Consider the following 22,174-nt stretch of genomic DNA (forward strand, 5'->3'; position numbering starts at 1 on the left):
TCTCCCGAATATAATGAATTACTACAGCCAAAAAGACGGCAACCGTGTCAAGGCAATACTTGGGAGGTGACTGTCCATGCAAAATGAAGACGCCCTGTCGTTTGTCGTATCCCGTGAAGACTGGTCGCTGCACCGCAAGGGCTATCAGGATCAGGTACGTCATCAGCATAAAATCCGTGAAGTCATCAAACGCAACCTGTCCGACCTTATTACCGAGGAAAACATTATTCTGTCCGACGGAAAGCAGATCATTAAAGTTCCGATCCGCAGCCTTGACGAATACCGTTTCATCTATAACTATCAAAAGCAAAAGCATGTCGGCCAGGGCGACGGTGACAGTCAGGTTGGGGACGTCCTTGGACGCGACCCTTCGTCAGCCCAGCCCGGTAAGGGAGAATCGGCCGGCGATCAGGCAGGGCAGGACATCGTGGAAACCGAGGTCAGCTTGGAAGAACTGGAGAATATGCTGTTTGAGGAACTGGAGCTCCCGCTGCTGCAGCCCAAGGATAAAGAGCAGATCGAGACAGAGTCCATCGTCTTCAACGACATCCGCAAAAAAGGCATCATGTCCAACATCGACAAGAAACGCACCATCTTGGAGAATTTGCGCCGCAATGCAAGAGACGGCAAACCCGGCATCCACGGGATCAGTCCGGACGACTTGCGTTACAAGACCTGGGACGACACCGTCATCCCGGAATCCAATGCGGTCATTATCGCCATGATGGATACGTCCGGCTCCATGGGCTCCTTCGAGAAATACTGCGCGCGCAGCTTTTTCTTCTGGATGACCCGCTTCCTTCGCAAGCAGTACGAGAAGGTCGAAATCGTGTTTATCGCCCACCATACCGAGGCGAAAGAAGTGACTGAAGAAGAGTTCTTCACACGGGGTGAAAGCGGCGGAACCATATGTTCATCCGCTTATCAGAAGGCGCTTGATATCATTCATCACCGTTATCCCCCTTCCAAATACAACATTTATCCCTTCCACTTCTCCGACGGCGATAACCTCACGTCCGACAATGAACGCTGCGTCAAACTCATCGGCGAACTGCTGAAGGTCAGCAATATGTTCGGTTATGGTGAGGTCAATCAATACAATCGCAGCAGCACGCTGATGTCGGCTTATAAGAATATCAAGCTGGACCAATTCATGTATCATGTCATTAAAGACAAAGGGGAAGTGTACGAGGCACTCAAAACCTTTTTTCGTAAACGGCAGGGAGCGGCGATCTGACCGATATTCTACATTAATAAAAGGAAAATCATGGATGTGGGATCATCCTAATGTTGGAGGAGGCAGGGACCTCCTCTTTCTTATGGCCTATTGCGATACAGCTAACAATCGGTTACCGAATCATGGATAACGAGGTGTGTAGACTTTTCCTTTCAAATGAAAAATCTGTTTTATTATTGACATCATAATGTAGCCGTAGCTTCACTTTTTTGTCACCTTCTGTTTTTCCTGGAATGATAGTATTAGCTATGACATCGTGTTGCAGGATATTACAGGATTCGATAAGCGTCTCCTTAATTCAAGATATCCTCCTATAAAGGAAAGGGAAGGTTTACCATGTTCCAAATGACACATTCACTATTCAGCACCCAGACGTTTGAGAATATGTCCTACATATTATCGCAGCGGCTGTTCCAGGGCGGCGTAAGCGCAGATCCTTCGAAAGGAGTGATCTCCCGTGCCGGCATCAGATAAGCCACATTCACGCTACATGCCCGGTCTTGATGGGCTGAGGGCCCTCGCCTTGATCGGAGTGATGGGATACCACTGGAATTTCGGTTTTGCAGGCGGTGGTTTTCTCGGAGTCAGTTTATTCTTCGTACTGTCCGGCTATCTCATTACGGATATTCTGGCATCGCAATGGCATCATCATCGCCGGATCGATCTGAAAGATTTCTGGATCCGAAGGTTCCGACGTCTCCTGCCGGCCATGCTGCTCATGCTGTTCATCCTGGTGGTGTGGGTTACGCTATTTGACCGATCTCGGCTGGCTACGCTTCGGAGTGAGGTGCTCGGTGCGGTTACATACATAAGCAACTGGCAGTTTATTTTTCAGCAGCAATCTTATTTCGAATCATTTGGCCCGCCGTCTCCACTGGGGCATTTCTGGTCGCTTGCCGTGGAAGAACAGTTCTACTTGCTGTGGCCCCTAATCATGTTAGCCGTACTCAAGCTATTCCCCCGCAGGGGACAGCTGTTCACTTTCATTGCTGCCGGAGCCGCGATTTCAGCTCTCGCCATGGCAGTGATCTATCAACCGGGAGATGATCCTAGCCGGGTCTACTACGGAACGGATACCCGGGCGTTTGGTTTACTCATCGGAGCAGGGCTTGCTATCGTATGGCCCAGCTGGAAGCTGTCCACCCATGTTTCAAGGGCTGCCCGGCGCAGACTCAACCTAACAGGCGCAGTGGCATTGCTCATCATACTGTTCATGATGTGGCGGGTGGACCGGTACGATTCGTTCCTGTATCAAGGGGGAATGTTCCTCTTCTCTCTGGCCGCCGCCGTCCTCGTTGCGGTGTTGGCGCATCCTGCAGCTTCGATCAGCCGCTTGTTAAGCTGGAAGCCCCTGTTGTGGATTGGCGTTCGATCCTATGGCATTTACTTATGGCATTACCCGGTGATGATCCTGACCTCACCTGCATCCGGCACAGGCAATCTGAGTCTGCCTCAGGTTGCACTGCAAATCGCGGCAAGCGTTCTGCTGGCCGCCCTATCCTGGAAGTATGTTGAAGAACCGATACGTCATGGCGGACTGAAGAAGGTATGGTTTAAAGCCCGCTCCATTCGCCGCCGTCCGGCTTCGATTTCATTAAGAGGCTGGGTCGTGTCGCTAAGCTCGCTCATTCTAATCGGTATTTTTTGCTCAGGGATGATGAGCAGCGTATCTTCTGCGAGAACGGTAGGCGATATCGCTGCCATGCTGAACCTTGATGACCCTGCCCCGGAAGAACCGGATCAGAATCAAGGCGGAGAGTCCGGAGCGATGGAGCCACCGCAAGGACAAACGCCGCTTCCTACAGGCACTGACGACGGGAACATCTCCCCTCCGCCTACCGACGCGAAGCAGCCTGGTGTTATTAAGAAGCCGGACCCTGCTAAAGAAACGGATGAAATGCCGCTTCCGAACGAAGCGACACATTCTGGCGATGAAGATACTGGCGGAAACGAAGAGCCGGACCCTCCTGCTGGAAATGACGCTGACAACGAAGACAAGAACACCGACACAGGGAGCGAAGACCCGGATAAGGCTGATTCCGAAAAAACAATCCCGGATCAACCGAATGAAGATAAAGCGGGTAAACCTGGTGAGGAGAAGGCCGATAAGCCGGATCAATCCAAGGACTCGGGAAGCGAAACGACAGGCGGTAAGAGCAATCAAACGCAGCCAACGAATAAGCCTCAAAATCCTCCGGTATCCCAGTCCACCGTCACGGCCATTGGTGATTCGGTCATGCTCGGGGTATCCACTTATCTCGAGAAATCGCTGCCCGGCATTCACATCGATGCAGTGATAGGCCGCCAAATGCGTCAGGCCGATGACCTGATCCCTGCTATGAAGACCCAGAATCGGATAGATGGCGGCGTTATCATCATCGGGCTGGGGACCAACGGCGCTTTCTCGAAAAAGGATCTGGATTCTCTTCTGCGTCCTCTGGACTCAGCTAAGCAAATTCTGCTTATCAATACGCGGGTTCCGCGTGATTGGGAACAGAACGTGAACGGCATGCTGGCAAAAGCGGCTGCCCAGAACCCGAAAGTTACGCTGGTGGATTGGTATTCAGCCAGTAAGGATCATCCGGAATACTTCCGGTCTGACGGTGTCCATCTGGAGCCGGAAGGCGCCGAGGCTTACACCTCCATGCTGCTTCAAGCTATCAAGAAATAAAGCGTTTATCCTGATTCTTGCCATTATTCATTCTCATATCGTCGACCTGATCTCATCCTTCTATGAGACAGGTCGACTTTTTAGTTATATACGTAATCGGAAGCAGCAATATGATATAATTCGGTTACTTAATCTCATTATTTCTTAATAGAAGGCGGTGTCCTGGTATATGAACAATATCGTGTCAATGAAATGACTGCTGGCGAGACTCTATGAACCGGATCTGGTCATCGTCGACTGCCGTTTTGCCCTCGGGAAGCCGGAAAGCGGCCGAGCCGCTTACGAGGAATCGCATATTCCGCGTGCCGTTTACCTCGACCTAGAGAAGGACCTCTCCTCCCCTATCTCCCAACATGGCGGACGCCATCCTCTACCGGACTTGGATCAGCTTGCAAAGCGTCTCGGCCAGTCCGGCATTCAGAAGAGCAGCCGTGTCGTCATCTACGACGACCAAGGCGGAGCCATGGCCAGCCGTTTATGGTGGCTGCTGAAATACACCGGGCATGAACAGGCCTATGTGTTGGATGAAGGCTTTACGGCTTGGAAGAACGCTTCGTATCCGGTAACGGATGAACAGCCGATCGTCATTCCGGTACCCTATGACATCAACCTTAAGCCCGATAAACTGGTCCTCGTAGATGAGGTGCGCGCGGCTTCGCAGCATGGTAACAAAATCCTCATCGATTCACGCGAACCGCGCAGATATGCCGGAGCCGAGGAACCGTTGGACGCCAAAGCCGGACATATTCCGGGTGCGGTGAACTGCTTCTGGAAGGGCGTCCTGGACGACGCCGGACATTGGAAGGATGCAGGCGCGCTTCGCAAGCATTTTTCCGACATTCCGGAGGATGCCGAGATTATCGTATACTGCGGCTCCGGCGTCACCGCTTGTCCGAACGTGCTTGCCCTGGAGGAAGCCGGTTACGGCAATGTGAAGCTGTACGCAGGCAGCTGGAGCGATTGGATCAGCTATGAGGAGAATCCAGTGGCGACTGTGGAGGAATCCAAAGATTGATATCGGAAAAAGCCCACTACCATAGCGTAGCGGGCTTTTCATATTTTGTGTCCTTTTCGCTTTTACATCAGGATCCCTGACAGATGCTCAAGAGCCATCGAGCGTATCCGCTTCTCCTCACAAATGGAGGAAGGCCAAATGATCCAATGCCGCCAGGGCGTCGTTATTCGTCAGGTTTCGGACGGAGGACAGCCTCAGCATGCTTATAGTCGGGTAAATTAGTGACTAATCGGTAAAATATAGTAATTAAATGCTTGATCCAATAAGGCACTAGCCTCTTGGCGTTTCAAAAGTTCTTTTGAACGGAAGTTTACGGAGCCATCAGATTTAACCTTGGTATCCGGATCCATGATCCCTTGAGATATAAGCGCTTTGATGGCTTCAACTGCCCAGGCATCCGTTGTGCCACTCAGTTTAACCTTCGTTCTAGGCTCTACCTGCTTCAGGTTTTGGATCATCACCGCCGCCATTTGTCTGGTGATCGGAGAATTAGGCTGATAATTAGGCAGTCCGGCTCTGCTTCTTATTGAGTTCAATCATGTAAGGCTGTTTATGCCACCCATGTGCGCGAAGCAGCACTTCTGAGAATTCGCCTTGAGTCATCGTTCCTTTTGGATCAAAGATATGGGAAGACTTCCCGTTCATGACTTTCAAAGCCTTGAGATTGTTAATATATGATTTATACTTACTATTCGCAGGTACATCAGAGAAAGGTGAACCCACGTTAACTTTTTCTGAAAATGCAACTAAGTCTGGTAGACCCGTAGAATACATATATGCAATATGGCCAGCTGCGTTTTTCTTAAACGTCACTTTAGTACCTGATTCATCTTCGAACAATAAAGGGTGGATCATTTTCAGCGTATGCTTGCCTGAAGCTGTTTCCGTAACTAATTTCCCGTTCGAATAAGAAACCATAGTCCTTGAGGCCTCCATACGCGTGTTTTTATATAATCCGACATACGCTTTGGCTTGCTGCTCACTGATTGCCGAATAGGTTGGCTTTGAAACTTCTGTTTTTCTTGGATAATAGTGATTCATAAACGCTTCATACACGTCAATGCTCACATAGGGGTTATCGTCATTGTTGGACATATAGAAGGCTACATTTTTCTCAGGCAGAATAACAATCAGGGATGAATGCCCTGTAACATTTCCTCCTTTTAGAATCACATGTTGACCATTCATCTTCTCATTGAAATAGCCTTCGAACCCGATTGTTGTAAGAGGAATCGTTTTATCAGCAAAAAACTGGTATGTGTGCATTTGCTCTATGCTTTTTTGGCTCACAATTTCTTTGCCACCATACTTTCCTTTGTTCAGATGCATTAAGAGATACTTCGCCATGTCATCTGCTGTTGAAATGATACCACCTTCAGGTTTTTCTGTAGGCATAGTTCCATCCATGGGGATCTTTTCACCCTTCGGTCCATAGTGAGCAGCCATTCTGCCTAATAGTTCGGGCGTAAACCGTACACTCGTTGAGGTCATGCCTAACGGGGTGAAAATGTTTTTCTCCATATACTTCGAATAGGGCATTCCCGAGACGTTCTCTACCGCATACCCCGCTAGCAAAAACCCCAGATAGTCATAAACGTATGCTTCTCCCGGAGGCCTCACTACCGCTGACATATGTGATTTGACAAAATCCTTTATTGGAAAGTTTTTGTTAACATATTCCGGTGAATAATACGAAGAGATATCGGGTGATTCAAATCCGGTTGCATAGGTAAGCAGATCATACATGGTCAGCTTTTTCCCCGTTTTATTCGGAATCTTCACTCCTCCTAAGTACTTTTGAATATCGCCTCGTAAATCGATGTTCCCCTTATCGACCAACTGCATAGCCGCCAAGGCCGTGAATGTCTTGGTAACAGAGCCGATCTGGAAAACGGTGTCTTTATCAACGGGAATCTTCTTTTCTTTGTCGGCATAACCGTAACCTTTGCTTAGTAACACTTTCCCATCGGCCACGACCGCAAAATTAGAACCGACTGTGTTATACTTCTTCATCACGTCCGCAAAAACGATATCTGCAAATGCTTCTAGCTCCTTGGCATCGCGGGGCCCCTCCAAGCTAGAATTTACAGGTGCATTAGTCGTGGACATTGTTGCGGCAGCTGCCCGGCTGCTAGGTGGGATAATTGCGGTCATTGCCATAGCGGATAATAGCAGAACCGCGAGGGTGCGAGTCTTTTTATTCATACATGGTCTCTCCTCAAAATGTATTTGCCTCATAACAACTGGCTGAACCGAGTATGGCAAAAGGTTTGTCATATCAACAAGTGTCATTTCGTCACCCACAATGCCAAGACACTTCAAAATGTCATATGACAATTAGGCATTAGGATTTAGAACCATAAAAGAATGCTCAACAAGTATAAAGAATTTGGAAAGCGAATTTATTCAGTTTGTCACTTTAATTAAGTAAAGTATTATAGTTTCAGTTTAAAAATGGCACCAAACCATGGGTAAATATTCCACTTCTGCGGGGCATCTTTTATCGGTAGGCGTACCACCGCCGCTCTATTAATCCAGTGGAACAAGTAGAAGCTGCCCCTCCTGCTAGGAAGGGGACAGCTTCTTTTCAATCCTATATGAAACTTGAACAAGATACCGGACTACCTCAGCGTATATCCAGCAACTTCTTGCACACGCAAACCATGACAACCGCAAGCCCAAGAAAATACAAGGGCATTGTGATTAACGAGCCATTGTGAAGAAGGCTCATGCCGCTGGTAATCAGGCTGACGACAATGTAATAACCCAATCCGAAGATCGCTCCTGCCGTTCCGAGCACATCTCCATATTGGTTCAACGCCAGACTAAGGCAATTCGGAAGCGCCATTCCGATACCGAGCAGAAGAATAAAAATACACGCTACCATCAACACCCTATGCATTAGGGTGGCGTTAATTCCGCTAACAGCAAGAACGGTAAGGGAAAGGGCCCCCAGCATCGTAATGATCGTGCCAATCACGATCATGCGCTCAGCCTGGAGCCTGGTCAGCAGTTTCTTCGACAGCATCGCACCCAGGATGGATGACATCGCAACAAAGATTCCGAAGAAACCGAACCCGCCGGGACTCATCTGAAAAAATTCAATAAAAATAAACGGGGCCTCCGCATAGTAACTGAACAATATGCCGTTGGTAGCTCCAACGAGAAAACCGAACCCCCATATTCTGCGGTCAGTGACCAGACGCTTGGCCACGGAGAGGGTGTTAATCTTTGATACAGACTTTACCCTGGTCTCAGGCAGAGAAGTCCAGGAATACGCCAAAATGGCGGCGCTCATCAAAACCAGCGTCAAGAACACTGCTCTGAAACCAAGAGATTGATCTACCCATCCGCCAATGAGCGGCCCAATAGCAGGCGTAAACGCAAGCGCAGCCGAAATCTGGGCAAACACCGCATGTCGCTTGGCTCCATCGATGCTCTCACGTAAGATGGTTTGGGTGACAACCGAGCCGGTGCTGGCACCAAAGGCCTGAATGAATCGGCTCACCAATAACCATTCGGCCGAACCGGACAGATAGCAGCCCAAGCTGCCTATTCCATAAACCAGGATGCCCCACAGCATAGCAGGGCGACGTCCGATGGAATCCGAAAGCCTTCCCCAGCAAAACACGCCGAAGGCAAAGCCCAGAAAGTAAATGCTGAGCGTCAGTTGGATTGCATTATTGCTTGCTCCCAATTGATGGGCAATGTCCGGTAATGATGGTGTATATATCGTTTCACTAATTTGCGGGAAACCCACAAGGATAATTAATAACCATATGGATGGATTTGAGATTTTTCTTTGCACAGCTAACGTCCCCCTCATCATTTCAAAAAAATCTCTAGTTGGCTGGCAAAGAAATTACGGGATCGGGGGTTTGCATTTGGTTAGTCTAGTAAATGAAAGCATGAAAATCCACCTTTTTTATTGAATAAGGGGGGGGGATATCTATCGATTATTATAGCAGAATCACTGTCAAAATACGTTTCCCTATTCTTGCTTGTACGAAGCCTTATCTGAAACATTCAACTTATGTGACGGGTTTTGCCACCCGTTCCGGGCCTAAACCGGCGTAAGCCCTCCACTTGCATTCATGTGCTACGCTTGAATCAAGAATCGCTTATTCTCCTGAAAGGAAGTGTTTACGCTATGATACTGAACCATCTTAACCTCACCGTCACCGATGTAACCGCAGCAAAGGAATTTTTGCAAACCTATTTTGGATTCAAAATTGGAGGCGAGCGTGGCCAGTCGTTTGCAGCACTGTTTGACGATCAAGGGATGGTGCTGACCTTAATGCGGGGTACCGAGGTTAACTATCCCAAGACGTTTCATATCGGCTTTATACAGGAAAGCGAAGCAAAGGTAAATGAGATCCATCAGCGTCTAAGCGATGACGGCTTTGATGTCACAGCGCCTCAAAGAGCGCACGGATGGACCTTCTACGTTAAAGCTCCGGGCGGTTTTACTGTCGAAGTACTGGCCCTAATGATCATGGTTACATGGTACGTGAACGATTGCTGAGCGCAAAATAGAAGAGCCCGCACATTACGCGCGGGCCCTTCTCCCTGTTCAAGATATGCTAACCCTGCCAATAAGGGTAATCCTTCGTATCCACATTCCCCCAATTGGTTTCTCGGCTCCCTGCTTGCATTCTTATCCTTCTCAATACAGCTCCCATTTCTCCGTGCATAACGCCGACAAAGAATCCGCAACCCGTTCGCACTCCTCATAGCCTAAGCTGCCGGAATGCGCGAACAGAATCGGATATTCACCATTTATCGGCTCTTCCCTCATATCGAACATATAATGATTTCCGCTTCCATCCATAGCAAACGACACCGCATTCGGCATATACTCCGGCAGCTCGTAAGCCAGATTCATCTCCCTCAGGTCATCCGTGCTAAAGAACTGAAAAAGACGTTCTCCCTGTTGAAACTCTCCACCGTTGGAGTACTTCAACAAGTCCAAATAGCTAGCGGGAAAACTTCGCTGAGGCAGCTTCCAACCTGCAGGATCGAGCGGCGTATATTGATCGTAAAAGGGAGACGTTTTGTGAAAAGGATTCACTTGTCTTCCCTTGATGTCCTCCATTTCTGCCGCAGTCAGCTCCGCATTCCACTCCTTAACAAAACGGGCCATTTGTTCTTCGGTGGCACCCACGCGTTTGTCGTACGCCTGCTCAAAATCGATATTCCACATCTTTACCTGCCTCCGTCCCTGTACTTCCTGCCTTGTAACTTCTTCAAACATTATAGAGGAAATACCGGAAAAAGGAATCCTGCAACCGGAATGAGGCTCTTTCCATGTTCATGGATTTGCGGCTAAGACCGAGGTCACAGATGGGAACCTCCACTGGCATCGATGCATTGACCGGTGATCCAGCGGCTGCCCGGAGAAGCCAGAAACGCAGCTATGTCCGCGATATCCCCAGGCTCACCCCATCTTCCGAAGATCGAATAACCGGCACCGAATTGGAACGAGACCGGGTCCTGAAGCATGGCAGCATTCATGTCGGTAGCTACGAATCCGGGCTGGATCGCATTGATCGTAATACCGCGGGAACCCAGCTGGCTCGACAGAGAGAGGGTCAGCGAATTAATGGCCCCCTTCGTCATCGTATACGCTGGAATATTGGGCAAGGAAATTCGCGTTACTGCAGAGGATAAATTGATAATGCGTCCCTCGTCCCGAAGGCGTGGCAGAGCCTGCTGAATCATGAAGAATGGCGACTTCACGTTCATTCGCATCACATCATCAAAGCTCTCCTCCGTGGTCTCCCCGATGGTTTCCATTAAGCCGATCCCTGCGTTGTTAACCAGAATATCGAAATACGTATTACCTGTTCGTGCTTTCAATGTCTCATCCAGCGCCGCGTACAGGGCACTTATTCCATCCGAGGATGCGAGATCTGCCCCTACCAAGAAAGCTTCTCCGCCAGCCCGTGTTATCTCGCTGACGACCTCTTCCGCCGCCTCATGGTTCTTGCCATAATGAACGGCTACCAACGCTCCTTCCTTCGCCAACCGTATCGCGATGGCACGTCCGATGCCTCGGCTGGAGCCCGTAACCAAGGCAACTTTCCCATTCAATGTATTCATGTTCTCATCATCCCCTCTTCTTCTTTCACTTTTAGTTTTAGCACAGACCCCATTTCGAAATGTTGCGCTCCCATTCTCGCCTTCCTCTCGATAAACCCCATAAAAAATGCCCCGCCTGCAAGGGGGGGCTACAACGTAGGCATTTCCGTCGTCTCCTACGCTCAGTGAATTAAAAATCATTTACATTCCATGTAATGATTATTATAATGAGAGTATCAAAAGAGCTGCGCAACCTGTGTTTGCATAAAGCGATTAAAGGATGATTTTTTCCTTTAGTCGCTTTTTTTGTGAGCTTGTTGAAAGTCATGGAGGTATATCGTATGAAAAAAAGAGCGTTTGATATGATCATGCTGCTCATCGGGGCATTTATTTTTGCGCTGGCCGTCAATTTATTCGTCATTCCCAACGATTTTGGCGAAGGCGGCGTTACCGGGATATCGATTATTCTGTTTTATGTGCTGAAATGGTCCCCGGCGCTGGTCGGCATCGTGATTAACGGAATTTTGCTGATTGTCGGCTATAAGCTTCTGGATAAAAAAACGACCGTCTATACCATTATCGTTGTTGCCTTTCACTCGCTGTTCCTGCACTTGACGGAGAACTGGCACATCGCTTCGGATGAGCCGGTGATCAATGCCATCTTTGCCGGGCTGTTTGCCGGCGTCGGGATTGGACTCATCGTCCGGGTTGGCGGCACTACGGCAGGTACGGTGATATTGGCCCGTCTGGCTAATAAATATTGGGATTGGAATATCAGTTATGCCCTGCTGTTCTTTGACCTGATCGTGGCCGGACTGTCCGTCTTTGTAATCGGGATCGAGAAGGTGATGTTCACCGTGGTCATCCTCTATATCGGCACCAAGGCGATGGAGTTCATTATCGAGGGCTTGAATCCCAAAAAGGCCGTTACCATCATCTCGACTCATCATGACCGCATCGCGATTCGGGTGACGGAGATTATGGACCGCGGGGTGACCGTGCTTCGGGGTTATGGATATTACACCGGGCAGACCAAAGATGTGCTGTACATCGTCATCAGTAAACAGGAGGTCTCCATGCTCAAAAAAATCGTCCGTGCGGAGGATAAAAACGCCTTTGTCACGATTCACGACGTACGCGACGTGTTTGGCGAAGGATTTATCGATATTTCGAAATAAGGCCGGACTTATCCTTATATGAATAAGAAGATCGAAACAGCCGTTCGGGCATGTTTCGATCTTTTTTTATATGCCGTCAAGGCACTTATTGCCAAAATAAACATCGCTGCCAAAAACTTTTTCATGCCTTAAATCACTGTAATTATATTCCAATTTCTCCATATAGTCAGACGCGAAACATGCCGAAAAAATTGAAGGCAAAGTTCCTTTTATTTGTATTTTTCCATGACAAATTCGGATCATTTTTTGCATTTTCGCTACACGAAACACGGGGTTATGGCTTATTAACTTACACCAAATGACAACTTTATAGAAATATTTAATGAGTTCGCAAAAAACATTTTATTGGTAATACGAGGCAAGATTCTATAAAATTCTTTTTAACTTAAAAATGCTGAGTGCAAACTTTTAATGTTTTAGTACAAATTGTCCGAGACAGGCTTTCTTTTCAGCAAAACCGACGATTTATCACGCAATTCTACTTTAACGATTTGAAGGAGTGCATCGCAAAAGTGACTACGAATATTTCTGTTTCTTCACCCCTTAATGCCGCGAAAGACTATGTGGAATCCATCTATAACCAAGTGGTGGCCCGGGATCCGCACGAGAAAGAATTTCATCAAGCCGTCCGGGAATTTGTCGATTCCCTCGTCCCTGTTTTAGCCCAGCATCCGAAATATCGGGAACACGGTATTCTGGAACGCCTTGTCGAGCCTGAACGAATGATCACCTTCCGTATACCATGGGTGGATGATCAAGGCAAAACCCAAGTAAACCGCGGGTTCCGCGTCCAGTTTAACAGCGCGCTGGGTCCGTACAAAGGCGGCATCCGGTTCCATCCTTCGGTTTATGCCGGCATCGTCAAATTCCTTGGCTTTGAACAAATCTACAAAAATGCGCTCACAGGCCAGCCCATCGGCGGCGGCAAGGGCGGCTCGGATTTCGATCCAAAAGGCAAATCCGATCAGGAAGTCATGCGTTTTACCCAGAGCTTCATGACCGAGCTGTACCGCCATATCGGACCTGATTCCGATGTGCCTGCCGGCGATATCGGTGTCGGCGCTCGCGAGATCGGTTATATGTTCGGCCAATACAAGCGTATCCGCGGAGGACATGAGGCCGGCGTGCTGACAGGCAAAGGCGTCATCTATGGCGGAAGCCTGGCACGTACGGAAGCAACCGGTTACGGCTGCGTCTACTTCGTACAGGAGATGCTGGCTTCGCAGGGCCTTAGCTTCAAAGACAGCCGCGTTGTGGTGTCCGGCTCGGGCAACGTCTCCATCTATGCGATTGAAAAAGCACAGCAGCTCGGTGCGCACGTCATCGCCTGCAGTGATTCCAACGGATACCTGTATGATCCGGACGGAATTAACCTCGAAACCGTCAAGCTGCTGAAGGAACGGGATCGCCTGCGGATCAGCGAATACGTCAAGATTCACCCGCATGCCGAGTATACCGAAGGCTGCACGGGCATCTGGAACATTCCATGCGACATCGCGCTTCCATGCGCCACGCAGAACGAGCTGGATGAAGAAGCAGCGAAGACACTCATCATGAACGGCGTAAAAGCCATCGGTGAAGGAGCCAATATGCCTTCCACGCTGGAAGCGATTGAGCAGTTCATCAGCAGCGGCGTGCTGTTCGGACCGGCTAAAGCCGCCAATGCAGGCGGGGTTGCCGTATCCGCGCTGGAGATGAGCCAGAACAGCATGAGAATGTCATGGACCTTTGAAGAGGTGGATGCAAAGCTCCATCAGATCATGAAAAACATCTACAGCAGTGCCGTAGATGCTGCGGAAGAATATGGCGCAGCCGGCAATCTTGTGGCTGGTGCCAACATCGCAGGTTTTATTAAAGTAGCTGATGCCATGATCGCACAAGGTATCGTATAAATAAGAACAAAAAAAAAAGCCCTGCCGCATATGCGGCGGGGCTTTTTGCAGCTTATAGAAGCTCGCTGCGGAGCTCTTCAGCCGATTTTGGAGATAAGTATCCCAGCGGGATATCAAACACCGTCTTGGCGCCTTGCTGTCCCTCTCTGCTCAAACGATGGGCAGCTCTTGCATAAGATACCAGCACACTGGCCGTAAATTCCGGATTGCTGTCAAGCTTCAGGCCAAATTCAACAATTTGTTTATTACCGCTACCGGTTACCCCGCTGCGAATGACAAATCCGCCATGAGGCATGCCTGCATGCTCAGCTTCAAGCTCTTCTTGCGTAATGAAAGTTACGGTTGTATCGTAATCGGAAAAATAGTTAGGCATCGACACAATCGTTTGACGGATTTGCTCTTGGTCCGCGCCTTCTTCCGCTACGACGAAGCAATCTCTCCGGTGCTTCTCGCGTGTGGCAAGCTCCGGTGTTTCACCAGAACGGATTTGGTTGATAACCTCTTCTACTGGAACCGTGTATTGAACGCCTGCCTTCACCCCGGGAACACGACGGATGGCATCCGAGTGGCCCTGGCTCACGCCTTTGCCCCAGAAGGTATAATCCTTACCTTCCGGCAAAATCGCTTCGGCAAGCAGACGATTCATGGAGAACAAGCCCGGATCCCAGCCTGTCGATATGACGCTGACATGGCCTCCGCCCATCGCCGCTTTGTTGACTTCCTCGAAAAACTCAGGGATTTTCGCGTGTGTGTCAAAGCTGTCTACCGTATTGAACATGCTGGCAAGCTGTGGTGTTTGCTCAGGCAAATCCGTAGCCGAACCGCCGCACAGAATCATAACGTCAATCTTGCCGATATATTGCTCTGCCGCTGATATATGCTCGAAGCGAGCACCGGAATTGGCTGACATTTGCTGCGGGTCTCTGCGCGTGAAGATGGCTACCAGCTCCAGATCCGGATTTTGCCCGATGGCTTTCTGTACGCCTTTGCCCAAATTTCCATAACCTACGATCCCTACTTTAATAGATGCTTTCAATGTAATCCTCCCTTTGTCAGAACCATTTCCTGTAGCATGATGTTTATGTACCGCTTTAAAGTATAAGTATATAGACATCACTCAAATTGTAAACTATTTTATATGGACAGGAAATTGTTTCTATCTGTGTTATTCATATTTTCCACCGTGCTATCCGATAACTTGTACAACATTTCCTTCTTGATCCTTGATTTCCGTCTTCAGGACTTCAATCCGAAATCCTTGCAAGCCAGAAAGCTCGAAGGTGCTGACCTGCGAAAATTCACCCGCGGTCCGATCGTCCAAAACAAGGGTAACATCTCCATCCTCTGCAGTCCAGCGACTCTCTTCCCCCGGCTCAAATACGACCCGAACATCCGAGCCTACAAGGCTCAGTTTCTTATCTTTCAGAATTCGGCCCTGCAGCAGCTTCCCGATAATTTCGGCCTGCTTGGCGCCTATTTGTAAGGTGGCCGGAGTTTTACTTAACCAGCTCTTCTTCCCCGGTTCAAAAGCCAGCTGGCTCACGTAAAGAAATCCGGTATTCGAGCCCTCTTGTTTTCTCCCCCGATCAACGGCTTCCGAAATCGAAGGCATCTTCAGCAGCGAATCCCGATCCAGATCCGTTATGTACTGCGGCATATACTCCGCACAAGCTTGTAATACGCCAAGCGTATTCCATGTCTGCATCGCCTCGAGCTCTTCACGTGTGATGCCAACCATCTGCAGGAATTCTACCCGACCATTCGGCGTATCCATCCCCGGCAGCTCGGGATCCAGGGTGAAGGCAAGTGCGGTCAATTGCGTATCGGCTCCCAGGCAGATCGGCCCATTGGCATCCAAATAATCCCCCGAGCGAAAAACATTCCCGCTGTTAAACACGTATCTCCCCATATTCTGAAGCAGATTTAGCGCCCACGCCGGCGGCTCTTCCTCGTCCTCCGGCTTAGCCAGCCTGAACGTCAATTCGAATCCGTAACCGCTCTCCTCCAGATTGTCCGACTCCTTGTCATACAGCTCGCTAAAGCCATAAGTGACCATATGCCAATGGGGAAAAGGGGCATTCGACGTATAAGCGCTGATTCCATTCAGCGGATCGGGTCCTCCAAGAGCATAAGGAATTAGGGCTCCGTAATGTTTCGGCTCCTGCTCCCGGTACAGCTTCAATAGCTGCTCATCAATTGCGTCCCAGCCTGCGGCGTTTTCTTCATGTGTCATATCCTGTTCCCTCCCGTTATCCTGTATATCCAAAAATCTAACCATATCCGAGTAGGCCCAATCATTCAAGTCACCATCCTCTTCCGCTTCATTATATAGGACATATAGAGGAATGAAGAAGTAACCAGCGAAGTGTATAATAGAACCATATCAACAAAGGAGCCTACATGTTCATGAAAAAAATAACGGCATTATCAGTAACCTTATCACTTTCAGTCTCGCTTATAGCCACTTCGCTAGCCCCGCTGCCGGGTTCCGTCGATGCGGCCTCCGCCAAGGAATGGATACAGATCTCCGAACGGACATCCTATTACGGTGAAGCAGCCAACGGCCAGCCCAATGGTCGCGGTACGATCAAGTGGGGAAATGGCAAACAATATTCCGGCGAATTCATTAACGGGAAGCGCACCGGAAACGGTAAATACATTAACGAATACCAAGTAGACGGTGAAACGCATAAGGTGGTATACACCGGCCGCTGGAACAACGACAAAATGGATGGCGAAGGCATCCTGACGCATAAGGTGACGTTGCCTGACGGGTCCGTTCGATGGAATCAGATCCAGAAAGGGACATTCCAGGCAGGTGTATTCCAAAGCGGATACGATGTCATTCATGCCGTTGCGGATCCCGACTACAGCTTTACCTACAAGAAAGGCAAGGAATCACTCGAAATCATGGGCTTCAATCAAAACATGAAGCAAGCCTGGGCCGCCGGAACGATGTTCAGCGTTCATTACAAAAACGGCAACATCAACAAAAAATCTTCGATCTTCCCTGCCAACTCGGCGGCTGAACAGCGTCAAAATGACGCCGCGCTTCGTTATTTCAAGAGCATTCAAAGCAAAGTAAATCCTCACCTGCAGCAATTTGAAGCATTGTCCAAGCAGGTTCCGTTAAAATAACCCAGCCCCATACAATCGTCAAAGAACCCGGTAGCTTGCCTAGAGCAAGACCGGGTTCTTCTATTACCTAAGGCTACTAATCACGATATCTCTATGAAGCAGGACCCTCGAGTACATACTAAATCGTATAATGATCCACTTTCTCGACCACGATGGTATCCCCCATTCATTCGGCGATATCTCTACTGTGAACGTCCCTCGTTCAGCATCGTGATGGTCTTATCGATTCGCCGCTGCCGGGTTTCCACCGCTTGCAAGCTTGATAACGATAAACCTACCTACTGTGCCGTCCAGCCGCCATCCACAAGCAGCAAAGTGCCAGTTACGAGATCAGCTGCCGGGGAGGCGAGATAAATCACGGCTCCAGCCACATCGGCTATGGTGCCGATCCGCCCTGCCGGGATCCGTGCCAGGATGCCGTCGCGAAAATCAGGGGAGTCCAAACGCTCGGCTGTTCCCGGCGTATGGATGAACGTAGGGCCGACGGCATTAATGTTCACGCCACGGCTGGACCACTCCAGCGCCAGCACCTTCGTCAGCTGATTCACGCCGCCTTTGGAGGCGCAATAGGCTGCCCCTTCCGTAATCCCAACGACACTCACCTGGGAGCTGACGTTAATGATTTTTCCGAACCCCTGCTCCAGCATGATACGGCCAGCGGCCTGACAGCAGAAAAATACGCCCTTCAAATTCACGTCCATCATCTCATCCCAATAATCCTCCGTGATCTCTTCCGCCAGCTTCCCCTCTCCCAGACCCGCGTTATTGACCACGATATCGAGCCGGCCGAAATCCTTGGCTACCTGACTAAATACGCCTCGGATCTGTTCCACATTCCGGACGTCCAGCTCATAGGCCTTGGCCTGACCTCCTGCCTGAGAGATTTCCTCGACCAATGGATGGAGCAGGTCCTTGCTTCGTGCCATGACGGCAACCTTGGCCCCTGCCGCTGCCAGCGCTTGGGCTAGCCCATAACCGATGCCTTTGCTGGCCCCCGTCACGATTGCGATTTTATCCTGTATGCTGAAATTAGGCTGCATATGTAATACCTCCTCCATCTCTTATATACATTTATGTTAGTTTCATTAAAGCATGATGGCTGGTCAGCAGCAATCTTTGCCAGTTCCCCTTCCCAATAAATCCATCCTGTTAAGTACTATAATACGTTCATTTGCAGCAGCAATAGAGGAATCTCAGCCCGTGGGCTAGAAATGATGAGGATAATAGCGATCGTTGTTTAGTATGGAGAGTATGGAGGAAATCCACTTATGAGCGGACGGTTATCTGAAGCGCAGCAGCAAGCGATTCTTCATGTCGAATCAACAGCGGCGAGCCAGCGAAGGGTCGCCTTGAAAATGACGGAGCATATCTTGCGGAAGCATGGAAAAGCTTCCGTAACGATCGGCTCGCTGTTATCCCATATCGAAAAATTTGCCCGCGTCACGTTGAATTTCCATCCGGATCGGATACTGCCCGCCGGACACGCTGTCATCGAATCCCTCTTGGCAGAAGGCATATATCATAACCAATTCATCACGAGCGTGACCAATGGAAGCAAGACCGCTTATCCGGGCGGTGACCGCGACCAATGGGAACGGCTCCTGTTTGGCGGAGCCTACCAGCAGCCCGGTGTGCGTAACGACGAGCGGCCGAAATACGGAGGACTTAATCTTATGAATTATGCCGATGGTGCGTCTCCCCGCTTCGGCTCCTGTTTGTTTGTGCTGTCCCCTAACGTATTGAACCGCTGTACCTTTACGTTCGGAGACAGTCATGCAGGTCCTGAGTATGTAGGCACGCTCCGTCGGTGGGATTCCATTCTCGCTGCACTCTTGCATCAAGTTGAGTCCACTGGCTCGGCCCTGGGTTCCCCGAATGTGGACATTCCATCCATGCTGGATCGGCTTCTTCATCTGCCTTCATCATATACCGGTTCTTCCGGGCCTGTCGGTCGTTCCTTGGATGATTATATTGAAGCGCAGATCCATGGCGTCATTGACTTGTCCAGCGATGTGGAGGCCCTGGTAGCCGATCCTTCCTATAGGAACACCCCAATTGGATCTTTGCTTCATGCTTTATGTGAACGGTATAACCTCACCTTGTCCTGGCATCCCGGCTTCTGCCTTGCTGTACGGGATGTTCCGGATGATTTTCGGGGACCCGCCATGCCGCCGCTCGCCAAGCGGATCGATCAACGGTTTGGAGGCTCGCTGGGCATGCTGGATGCAGCCATTATCGGCAAAGCGGCTGCTCAACTGCACCATGATTCAAGCGAATGGAGCGATTGGGGAACATTTGCTGAAACCTTCCAGCATCTCAAACAGCTGTGGCATGTGCTCGTAAAGTATGGACATTCGTATCCGTAGACGCCAAACCGCTAAGCTGTATTTTTTGCCTGGTACCTGCGTTGGAATGATGGTTTGACTTAGATAACCGGGCTAGCGGAATCCGTTCAGCAACGGCTAGGCCTATCAAGCGCACCTTCTTATATATTGATCTTAGAAAGGATGATGACCGGATGGATTGGGTAAAGCGGATGAATGAGGCCATAGGCTATATAGAAGATCACATAACCGAGGAGATCGATTACGCTGAAGCTGCTCAGATCGCATGCTGCTCCGTTTATCATTTTCAACGCATGTTTCCGTTCATTACGGATGTGTCGCTGTCCGAATACATACGGAGACGACGGCTGACACTGGCCGCTTACGAGCTGCAAAACAGCGATATCAAAGTAATTGATCTGGCGCTTAAATATGGTTATGATTCCCCGGAGGCGTTCGCGCGTGCGTTCCAGAACATGCATGGCACAACGCCGACGGCTGCACGCCAAACCGGCACCAAACTGAAGGCCTATCCCCGCATCTCCTTTCAATTCTCAATGCGAGGGGCTGCCGAAATGAATTACAGAATCGAAGAAATGAAAGAGTTTTCCGTTGTCGGTTTCAAGGAGCAGGTACGCACGCAGCGTGTTTATGAAGACGTTCCCCGCCTCTGGATGGAGGCCCAGGAGAAGGGCATTTTCGAGAAACTATGGAACTATCGTGTGCAGGACCATCCGATCCGCGGAATACTCGGTGTTTGTGCAGACGGTGACTATGGGAAGAATGAGGATTTTGACTACATCATGTCCGTCGTATCCACGGATACGCCTCAGGAACCGATGGTACAGCGACATTTCCCTGCCGCCACTTGGGCAGTATTCGAGCTGGAAGGAGATCCAAGCGGCATTGCAGAGATGTGGAAACGTCTTTATACGGAGTGGATACCATCCCAAACTTATGATTTCGCGCCGCTTCCCGCCATCGAATGCTATCTTCCTCCGGATGAGCATAAGAACGAGTTATGGATTCCCGTGATTAGAAAGGCTTAGTACAACTCCGCAGTAACGACGTATTTTTCGCTCACCGCTACGAAAATCTAGATCGTGCGGTGAGCACTCCATCATTTTTCCCCGCCTATATGAAACAAGCCCAACCTCCCCAATCCTTCGAGGACTTTTCTGTTCTCATATATGAACAGGAATCATGATGATAAATTCGGGGTCATCCGCATAGGGATCCTGGCTCATCGGATATTTTTCGAAATGCGTTAAATGATCCGGGTTATATTCCGAGTAACCTTGTTCTTTGATCCAGGCATAGATATTGTTATAGGACTGATCGATGCTCTGCTCTTTCCGATGAGTACAAGTGGCATAGGTTAATGCGGGAACGGATATCGTAACCATCCCCTCCGGCACTTCGTCGATCCGTTCCACTTCCACGACCGCGTAGTGAATAAATCCGTCACCACCGGGAACAGCGTGATAAGATAGCCCCAGCAGCGTGTCGGTATGCAAGGCATGGGGGATCTCCGCGAGCCGCTCTTGCATCAACCGATGCACTGCACGTATCCCGCCTGCGCCCGCCTCGGCAAATGTGCCTTCCCACTTCAATCCTATCGCCTGAAAAGCTTCCTTAGTCGTAACCGCTGCTTCGTTTCGTTGATCGATTGTCATCAGTAAATGCTCCTTTATCCTGTATTTGGTTTCATTATATACTTGAACTATGCCAGAAACTGTCACAGTATAAAAAAATCACAGGAGCGAAAACATGCCAAAAACCGAACGCATCCTTAAGGTCATGCAGCGGGTGTATGAACGGCAAAACTTCACTGTTGGCGAGTTAGCCGAAGAATTCTCGGTTTCGTACCGTACGATGCTCCGCTATCTTCATGAGCTGTCTCGTTTAGGTGTCCCTTTATACGCCAATGAGGGGAAAAACGGCGGCTACTCCATTCTGACATCGCGGCAAAAGCGAGAACGATCCGCACAGACGAATGAATCTATTCAGCGGATCATCAAACCGCAAACGCTGATCGTCGGCCTGGAGATGAAGCTTCCTTTTACGGCCTATTATATGTCCCAAGCCCTCAAGCCAAAGCTCTGGCAGGAACTCCAGGACCGTATGGAGGAAATTCCATATATCCGCAAGAAAACGTCGAATCCCTTGTATATTGCAGCTGTTTTGAATCGGCAGCAGATCTATCACTATGTAGCCGGAATCGAGGTAACGACGATTCGTGATACGCCGGAGCGGATGGTGGGTTTAACCCTGCCGACACAGGAATATGCCATGTACACCCATGAGGGGCATTCCGACAGGGAGGATACCGACCAGTCCTATGCCTATGTTATCCAGCAATTGAAACAACGTGCCCTTACGCCAAACCCGTCGCTCTACAGCTTGGAGCTGAGAACTTCGGTACATGCCTCTAAGGCCCAAATCTACATACCTATAACCTGAATGAATCAGAAGCTTCCCAATTCCGTTTGTCCCGCAAAAAAAAGCGAGTCCCCTGGTCATAGCCCCGTCAAGTAGACATTAAAAAAAGAGATTTTATTAAGCGGCGACTTTTTCCCGAAACTCAATCGGGGAGAGGTCGCCCAGTTTGTTTTGGAAACGTTCCATGTTGTAAAAC

At 49.5% G+C, this 22,174-nt stretch carries 19 protein-coding genes and 1 pseudogene; 11 read left to right on the forward strand and 9 right to left on the reverse strand.

The genetic code is table 11. The features are described 5' to 3' along the window. The first annotated feature begins 76 nt into the window (after nucleotides 1–76). The 4 genes from yhbH to ACPV3A_RS16740 all read left to right on the forward strand — a co-directional run bounded on the left by yhbH (nucleotide 77) and on the right by ACPV3A_RS16740 (nucleotide 4,923). The gene (gene yhbH / locus ACPV3A_RS16725) at nucleotides 77–1,237 is read left to right on the forward strand and encodes a sporulation protein YhbH (protein WP_426200339.1); all 1,161 of its coding nucleotides are present in this window, start codon (nucleotides 77–79) and stop codon (nucleotides 1,235–1,237) included. Between the two features lie 336 nt (nucleotides 1,238–1,573). Next, nucleotides 1,574–1,711 carry a hypothetical protein gene (locus ACPV3A_RS16730; protein WP_201259340.1) on the forward strand — a complete coding sequence of 46 codons (138 nt, stop codon included), beginning with the start codon at nucleotides 1,574–1,576 and terminating at the stop codon, nucleotides 1,709–1,711. Beyond that, nucleotides 1,695–3,908, forward strand: a complete 2,214-nt coding sequence (locus ACPV3A_RS16735) for an acyltransferase family protein (RefSeq protein WP_426200341.1) — start codon at nucleotides 1,695–1,697, stop codon at nucleotides 3,906–3,908. The genes ACPV3A_RS16730 and ACPV3A_RS16735 overlap by 17 nt, the downstream gene beginning before the upstream one ends. A gap of 196 nt (nucleotides 3,909–4,104) precedes the next feature. Then, nucleotides 4,105–4,923: a sulfurtransferase gene (locus ACPV3A_RS16740; RefSeq protein WP_426200357.1), complete on the forward strand. Its 819-nt coding sequence runs from the start codon at nucleotides 4,105–4,107 to the stop codon at nucleotides 4,921–4,923. 218 nt (nucleotides 4,924–5,141) lie between these two features. Here the strand turns inward: ACPV3A_RS16740 and ACPV3A_RS16745 are convergent. Together ACPV3A_RS16745 and ACPV3A_RS16750 are read right to left on the reverse strand one after the other, a co-directional pair. Next, nucleotides 5,142–7,128 (reverse strand): annotated as a pseudogene (locus tag ACPV3A_RS16745) (serine hydrolase). Between the two features lie 421 nt (nucleotides 7,129–7,549). Continuing rightward, nucleotides 7,550–8,731, reverse strand: coding sequence for a multidrug effflux MFS transporter (locus ACPV3A_RS16750; RefSeq protein ID WP_426200343.1), 1,182 nt, complete (start codon nucleotides 8,729–8,731; stop codon nucleotides 7,550–7,552). Between the two features lie 342 nt (nucleotides 8,732–9,073). Between ACPV3A_RS16750 and ACPV3A_RS16755 the strand changes: the two genes are divergently transcribed. Next, complete coding sequence (locus ACPV3A_RS16755; protein WP_426200345.1) at nucleotides 9,074–9,448, forward strand: VOC family protein; 375 nt, start codon at nucleotides 9,074–9,076, stop codon at nucleotides 9,446–9,448. Nucleotides 9,449–9,589: 141 nt separating this feature from the next. Here the strand turns inward: ACPV3A_RS16755 and ACPV3A_RS16760 are convergent, their stop codons facing one another. Together ACPV3A_RS16760 and ACPV3A_RS16765 are read right to left on the reverse strand one after the other, a co-directional pair. Next, a complete protein-coding gene (locus tag ACPV3A_RS16760; RefSeq protein WP_426200346.1) occupies nucleotides 9,590–10,126 on the reverse strand; it encodes an SMI1/KNR4 family protein in 537 nt (178 codons plus the stop codon). 134 nt (nucleotides 10,127–10,260) lie between these two features. Next, entirely contained in the window at nucleotides 10,261–11,025 is a 765-nt protein-coding gene (locus tag ACPV3A_RS16765) for an SDR family oxidoreductase (protein ID WP_426200347.1), read from the reverse strand. 320 nt (nucleotides 11,026–11,345) lie between these two features. On the opposite strand from ACPV3A_RS16765, the gene ACPV3A_RS16770 reads away from it, so the two are divergent. Next, nucleotides 11,346–12,182 (forward strand): YitT family protein, encoded by an 837-nt coding sequence (locus tag ACPV3A_RS16770; RefSeq protein WP_071217942.1) that lies wholly within the window; start codon nucleotides 11,346–11,348, stop codon nucleotides 12,180–12,182. A gap of 512 nt (nucleotides 12,183–12,694) precedes the next feature. Beyond that, nucleotides 12,695–14,074 carry an NADP-specific glutamate dehydrogenase gene (gdhA, locus tag ACPV3A_RS16775; protein ID WP_426200349.1) on the forward strand — a complete coding sequence of 460 codons (1,380 nt, stop codon included), beginning with the start codon at nucleotides 12,695–12,697 and terminating at the stop codon, nucleotides 14,072–14,074. 52 nt (nucleotides 14,075–14,126) lie between these two features. Here the strand turns inward: gdhA and ACPV3A_RS16780 are convergent, their stop codons facing one another. Both ACPV3A_RS16780 and ACPV3A_RS16785 read right to left on the reverse strand, forming a co-directional pair. Beyond that, a complete protein-coding gene (locus tag ACPV3A_RS16780; RefSeq protein WP_426200350.1) occupies nucleotides 14,127–15,110 on the reverse strand; it encodes a diaminopimelate dehydrogenase in 984 nt (327 codons plus the stop codon). A 150-nt stretch (nucleotides 15,111–15,260) separates the two neighbouring features. Next, nucleotides 15,261–16,307 carry a suppressor of fused domain protein gene (locus ACPV3A_RS16785; RefSeq protein WP_426200351.1) on the reverse strand — a complete coding sequence of 349 codons (1,047 nt, stop codon included), beginning with the start codon at nucleotides 16,305–16,307 and terminating at the stop codon, nucleotides 15,261–15,263. Nucleotides 16,308–16,480: 173 nt separating this feature from the next. Here ACPV3A_RS16785 and ACPV3A_RS16790 point away from each other — a divergent pair, with 173 nt between their 5' ends. After that, nucleotides 16,481–17,212, forward strand: a complete 732-nt coding sequence (locus ACPV3A_RS16790) for a hypothetical protein (protein WP_426200352.1) — start codon at nucleotides 16,481–16,483, stop codon at nucleotides 17,210–17,212. A gap of 278 nt (nucleotides 17,213–17,490) precedes the next feature. On the opposite strand, the gene ACPV3A_RS16795 is transcribed toward ACPV3A_RS16790, so the two are convergent. Beyond that, nucleotides 17,491–18,252 (reverse strand): SDR family NAD(P)-dependent oxidoreductase, encoded by a 762-nt coding sequence (locus tag ACPV3A_RS16795; protein ID WP_426200353.1) that lies wholly within the window; start codon nucleotides 18,250–18,252, stop codon nucleotides 17,491–17,493. 228 nt (nucleotides 18,253–18,480) lie between these two features. Here ACPV3A_RS16795 and ACPV3A_RS16800 point away from each other — a divergent pair, with 228 nt between their 5' ends. Further along, nucleotides 18,481–19,578 (forward strand): DUF3626 domain-containing protein, encoded by a 1,098-nt coding sequence (locus tag ACPV3A_RS16800; protein WP_426200354.1) that lies wholly within the window; start codon nucleotides 18,481–18,483, stop codon nucleotides 19,576–19,578. A gap of 152 nt (nucleotides 19,579–19,730) precedes the next feature. Next, on the forward strand, nucleotides 19,731–20,585 hold the full coding sequence (locus tag ACPV3A_RS16805) for an AraC family transcriptional regulator (RefSeq protein ID WP_426200356.1): 855 nt from the start codon (nucleotides 19,731–19,733) through the stop codon (nucleotides 20,583–20,585). A gap of 135 nt (nucleotides 20,586–20,720) precedes the next feature. Here ACPV3A_RS16805 and ACPV3A_RS16810 read toward each other — a convergent pair whose 3' ends face one another. Continuing rightward, nucleotides 20,721–21,212 (reverse strand): GyrI-like domain-containing protein, encoded by a 492-nt coding sequence (locus ACPV3A_RS16810; RefSeq protein WP_194544241.1) that lies wholly within the window; start codon nucleotides 21,210–21,212, stop codon nucleotides 20,721–20,723. A 94-nt stretch (nucleotides 21,213–21,306) separates the two neighbouring features. Here ACPV3A_RS16810 and ACPV3A_RS16815 point away from each other — a divergent pair, with 94 nt between their 5' ends. Continuing rightward, on the forward strand, nucleotides 21,307–21,999 hold the full coding sequence (locus ACPV3A_RS16815) for a GyrI-like domain-containing protein (RefSeq protein WP_194544242.1): 693 nt from the start codon (nucleotides 21,307–21,309) through the stop codon (nucleotides 21,997–21,999). Nucleotides 22,000–22,095: 96 nt separating this feature from the next. Here the strand turns inward: ACPV3A_RS16815 and ACPV3A_RS16820 are convergent. Then, nucleotides 22,096–22,174: IS3 family transposase (locus ACPV3A_RS16820; RefSeq protein WP_426200359.1), on the reverse strand; the 79-nt coding region annotated here is incomplete at its 5' end.

It is taken from the genome of Paenibacillus sp. Dod16 (assembly GCF_049893405.1).
GTDB lineage: Bacteria > Bacillota > Bacilli > Paenibacillales > Paenibacillaceae > Paenibacillus_AQ.

What these genes read in the sequence shown, in the direction of transcription:
- ACPV3A_RS16760 (WP_426200346.1), bottom strand. Translation starts at nt 10,126, where the DNA reads ATGTGGAATATCGATTTTGAGCAGGCGTACGACAAACGCGTGGGTGCC.
- yhbH (WP_426200339.1), top strand. Translation starts at nt 77, where the DNA reads ATGCAAAATGAAGACGCCCTGTCGTTTGTCGTATCCCGTGAAGACTGG.
- ACPV3A_RS16815 (WP_194544242.1), top strand. Translation starts at nt 21,307, where the DNA reads ATGCCAAAAACCGAACGCATCCTTAAGGTCATGCAGCGGGTGTATGAA.
- ACPV3A_RS16805 (WP_426200356.1), top strand. Translation starts at nt 19,731, where the DNA reads ATGGATTGGGTAAAGCGGATGAATGAGGCCATAGGCTATATAGAAGAT.
- ACPV3A_RS16790 (WP_426200352.1), top strand. Translation starts at nt 16,481, where the DNA reads ATGAAAAAAATAACGGCATTATCAGTAACCTTATCACTTTCAGTCTCG.
- ACPV3A_RS16795 (WP_426200353.1), bottom strand. Translation starts at nt 18,252, where the DNA reads ATGCAGCCTAATTTCAGCATACAGGATAAAATCGCAATCGTGACGGGG.
- ACPV3A_RS16730 (WP_201259340.1), top strand. Translation starts at nt 1,574, where the DNA reads ATGTTCCAAATGACACATTCACTATTCAGCACCCAGACGTTTGAGAAT.
- ACPV3A_RS16800 (WP_426200354.1), top strand. Translation starts at nt 18,481, where the DNA reads ATGAGCGGACGGTTATCTGAAGCGCAGCAGCAAGCGATTCTTCATGTC.
- ACPV3A_RS16810 (WP_194544241.1), bottom strand. Translation starts at nt 21,212, where the DNA reads ATGACAATCGATCAACGAAACGAAGCAGCGGTTACGACTAAGGAAGCT.
- ACPV3A_RS16755 (WP_426200345.1), top strand. Translation starts at nt 9,074, where the DNA reads ATGATACTGAACCATCTTAACCTCACCGTCACCGATGTAACCGCAGCA.
- ACPV3A_RS16765 (WP_426200347.1), bottom strand. Translation starts at nt 11,025, where the DNA reads ATGAATACATTGAATGGGAAAGTTGCCTTGGTTACGGGCTCCAGCCGA.
- ACPV3A_RS16770 (WP_071217942.1), top strand. Translation starts at nt 11,346, where the DNA reads ATGAAAAAAAGAGCGTTTGATATGATCATGCTGCTCATCGGGGCATTT.
- ACPV3A_RS16785 (WP_426200351.1), bottom strand. Translation starts at nt 16,307, where the DNA reads ATGACACATGAAGAAAACGCCGCAGGCTGGGACGCAATTGATGAGCAG.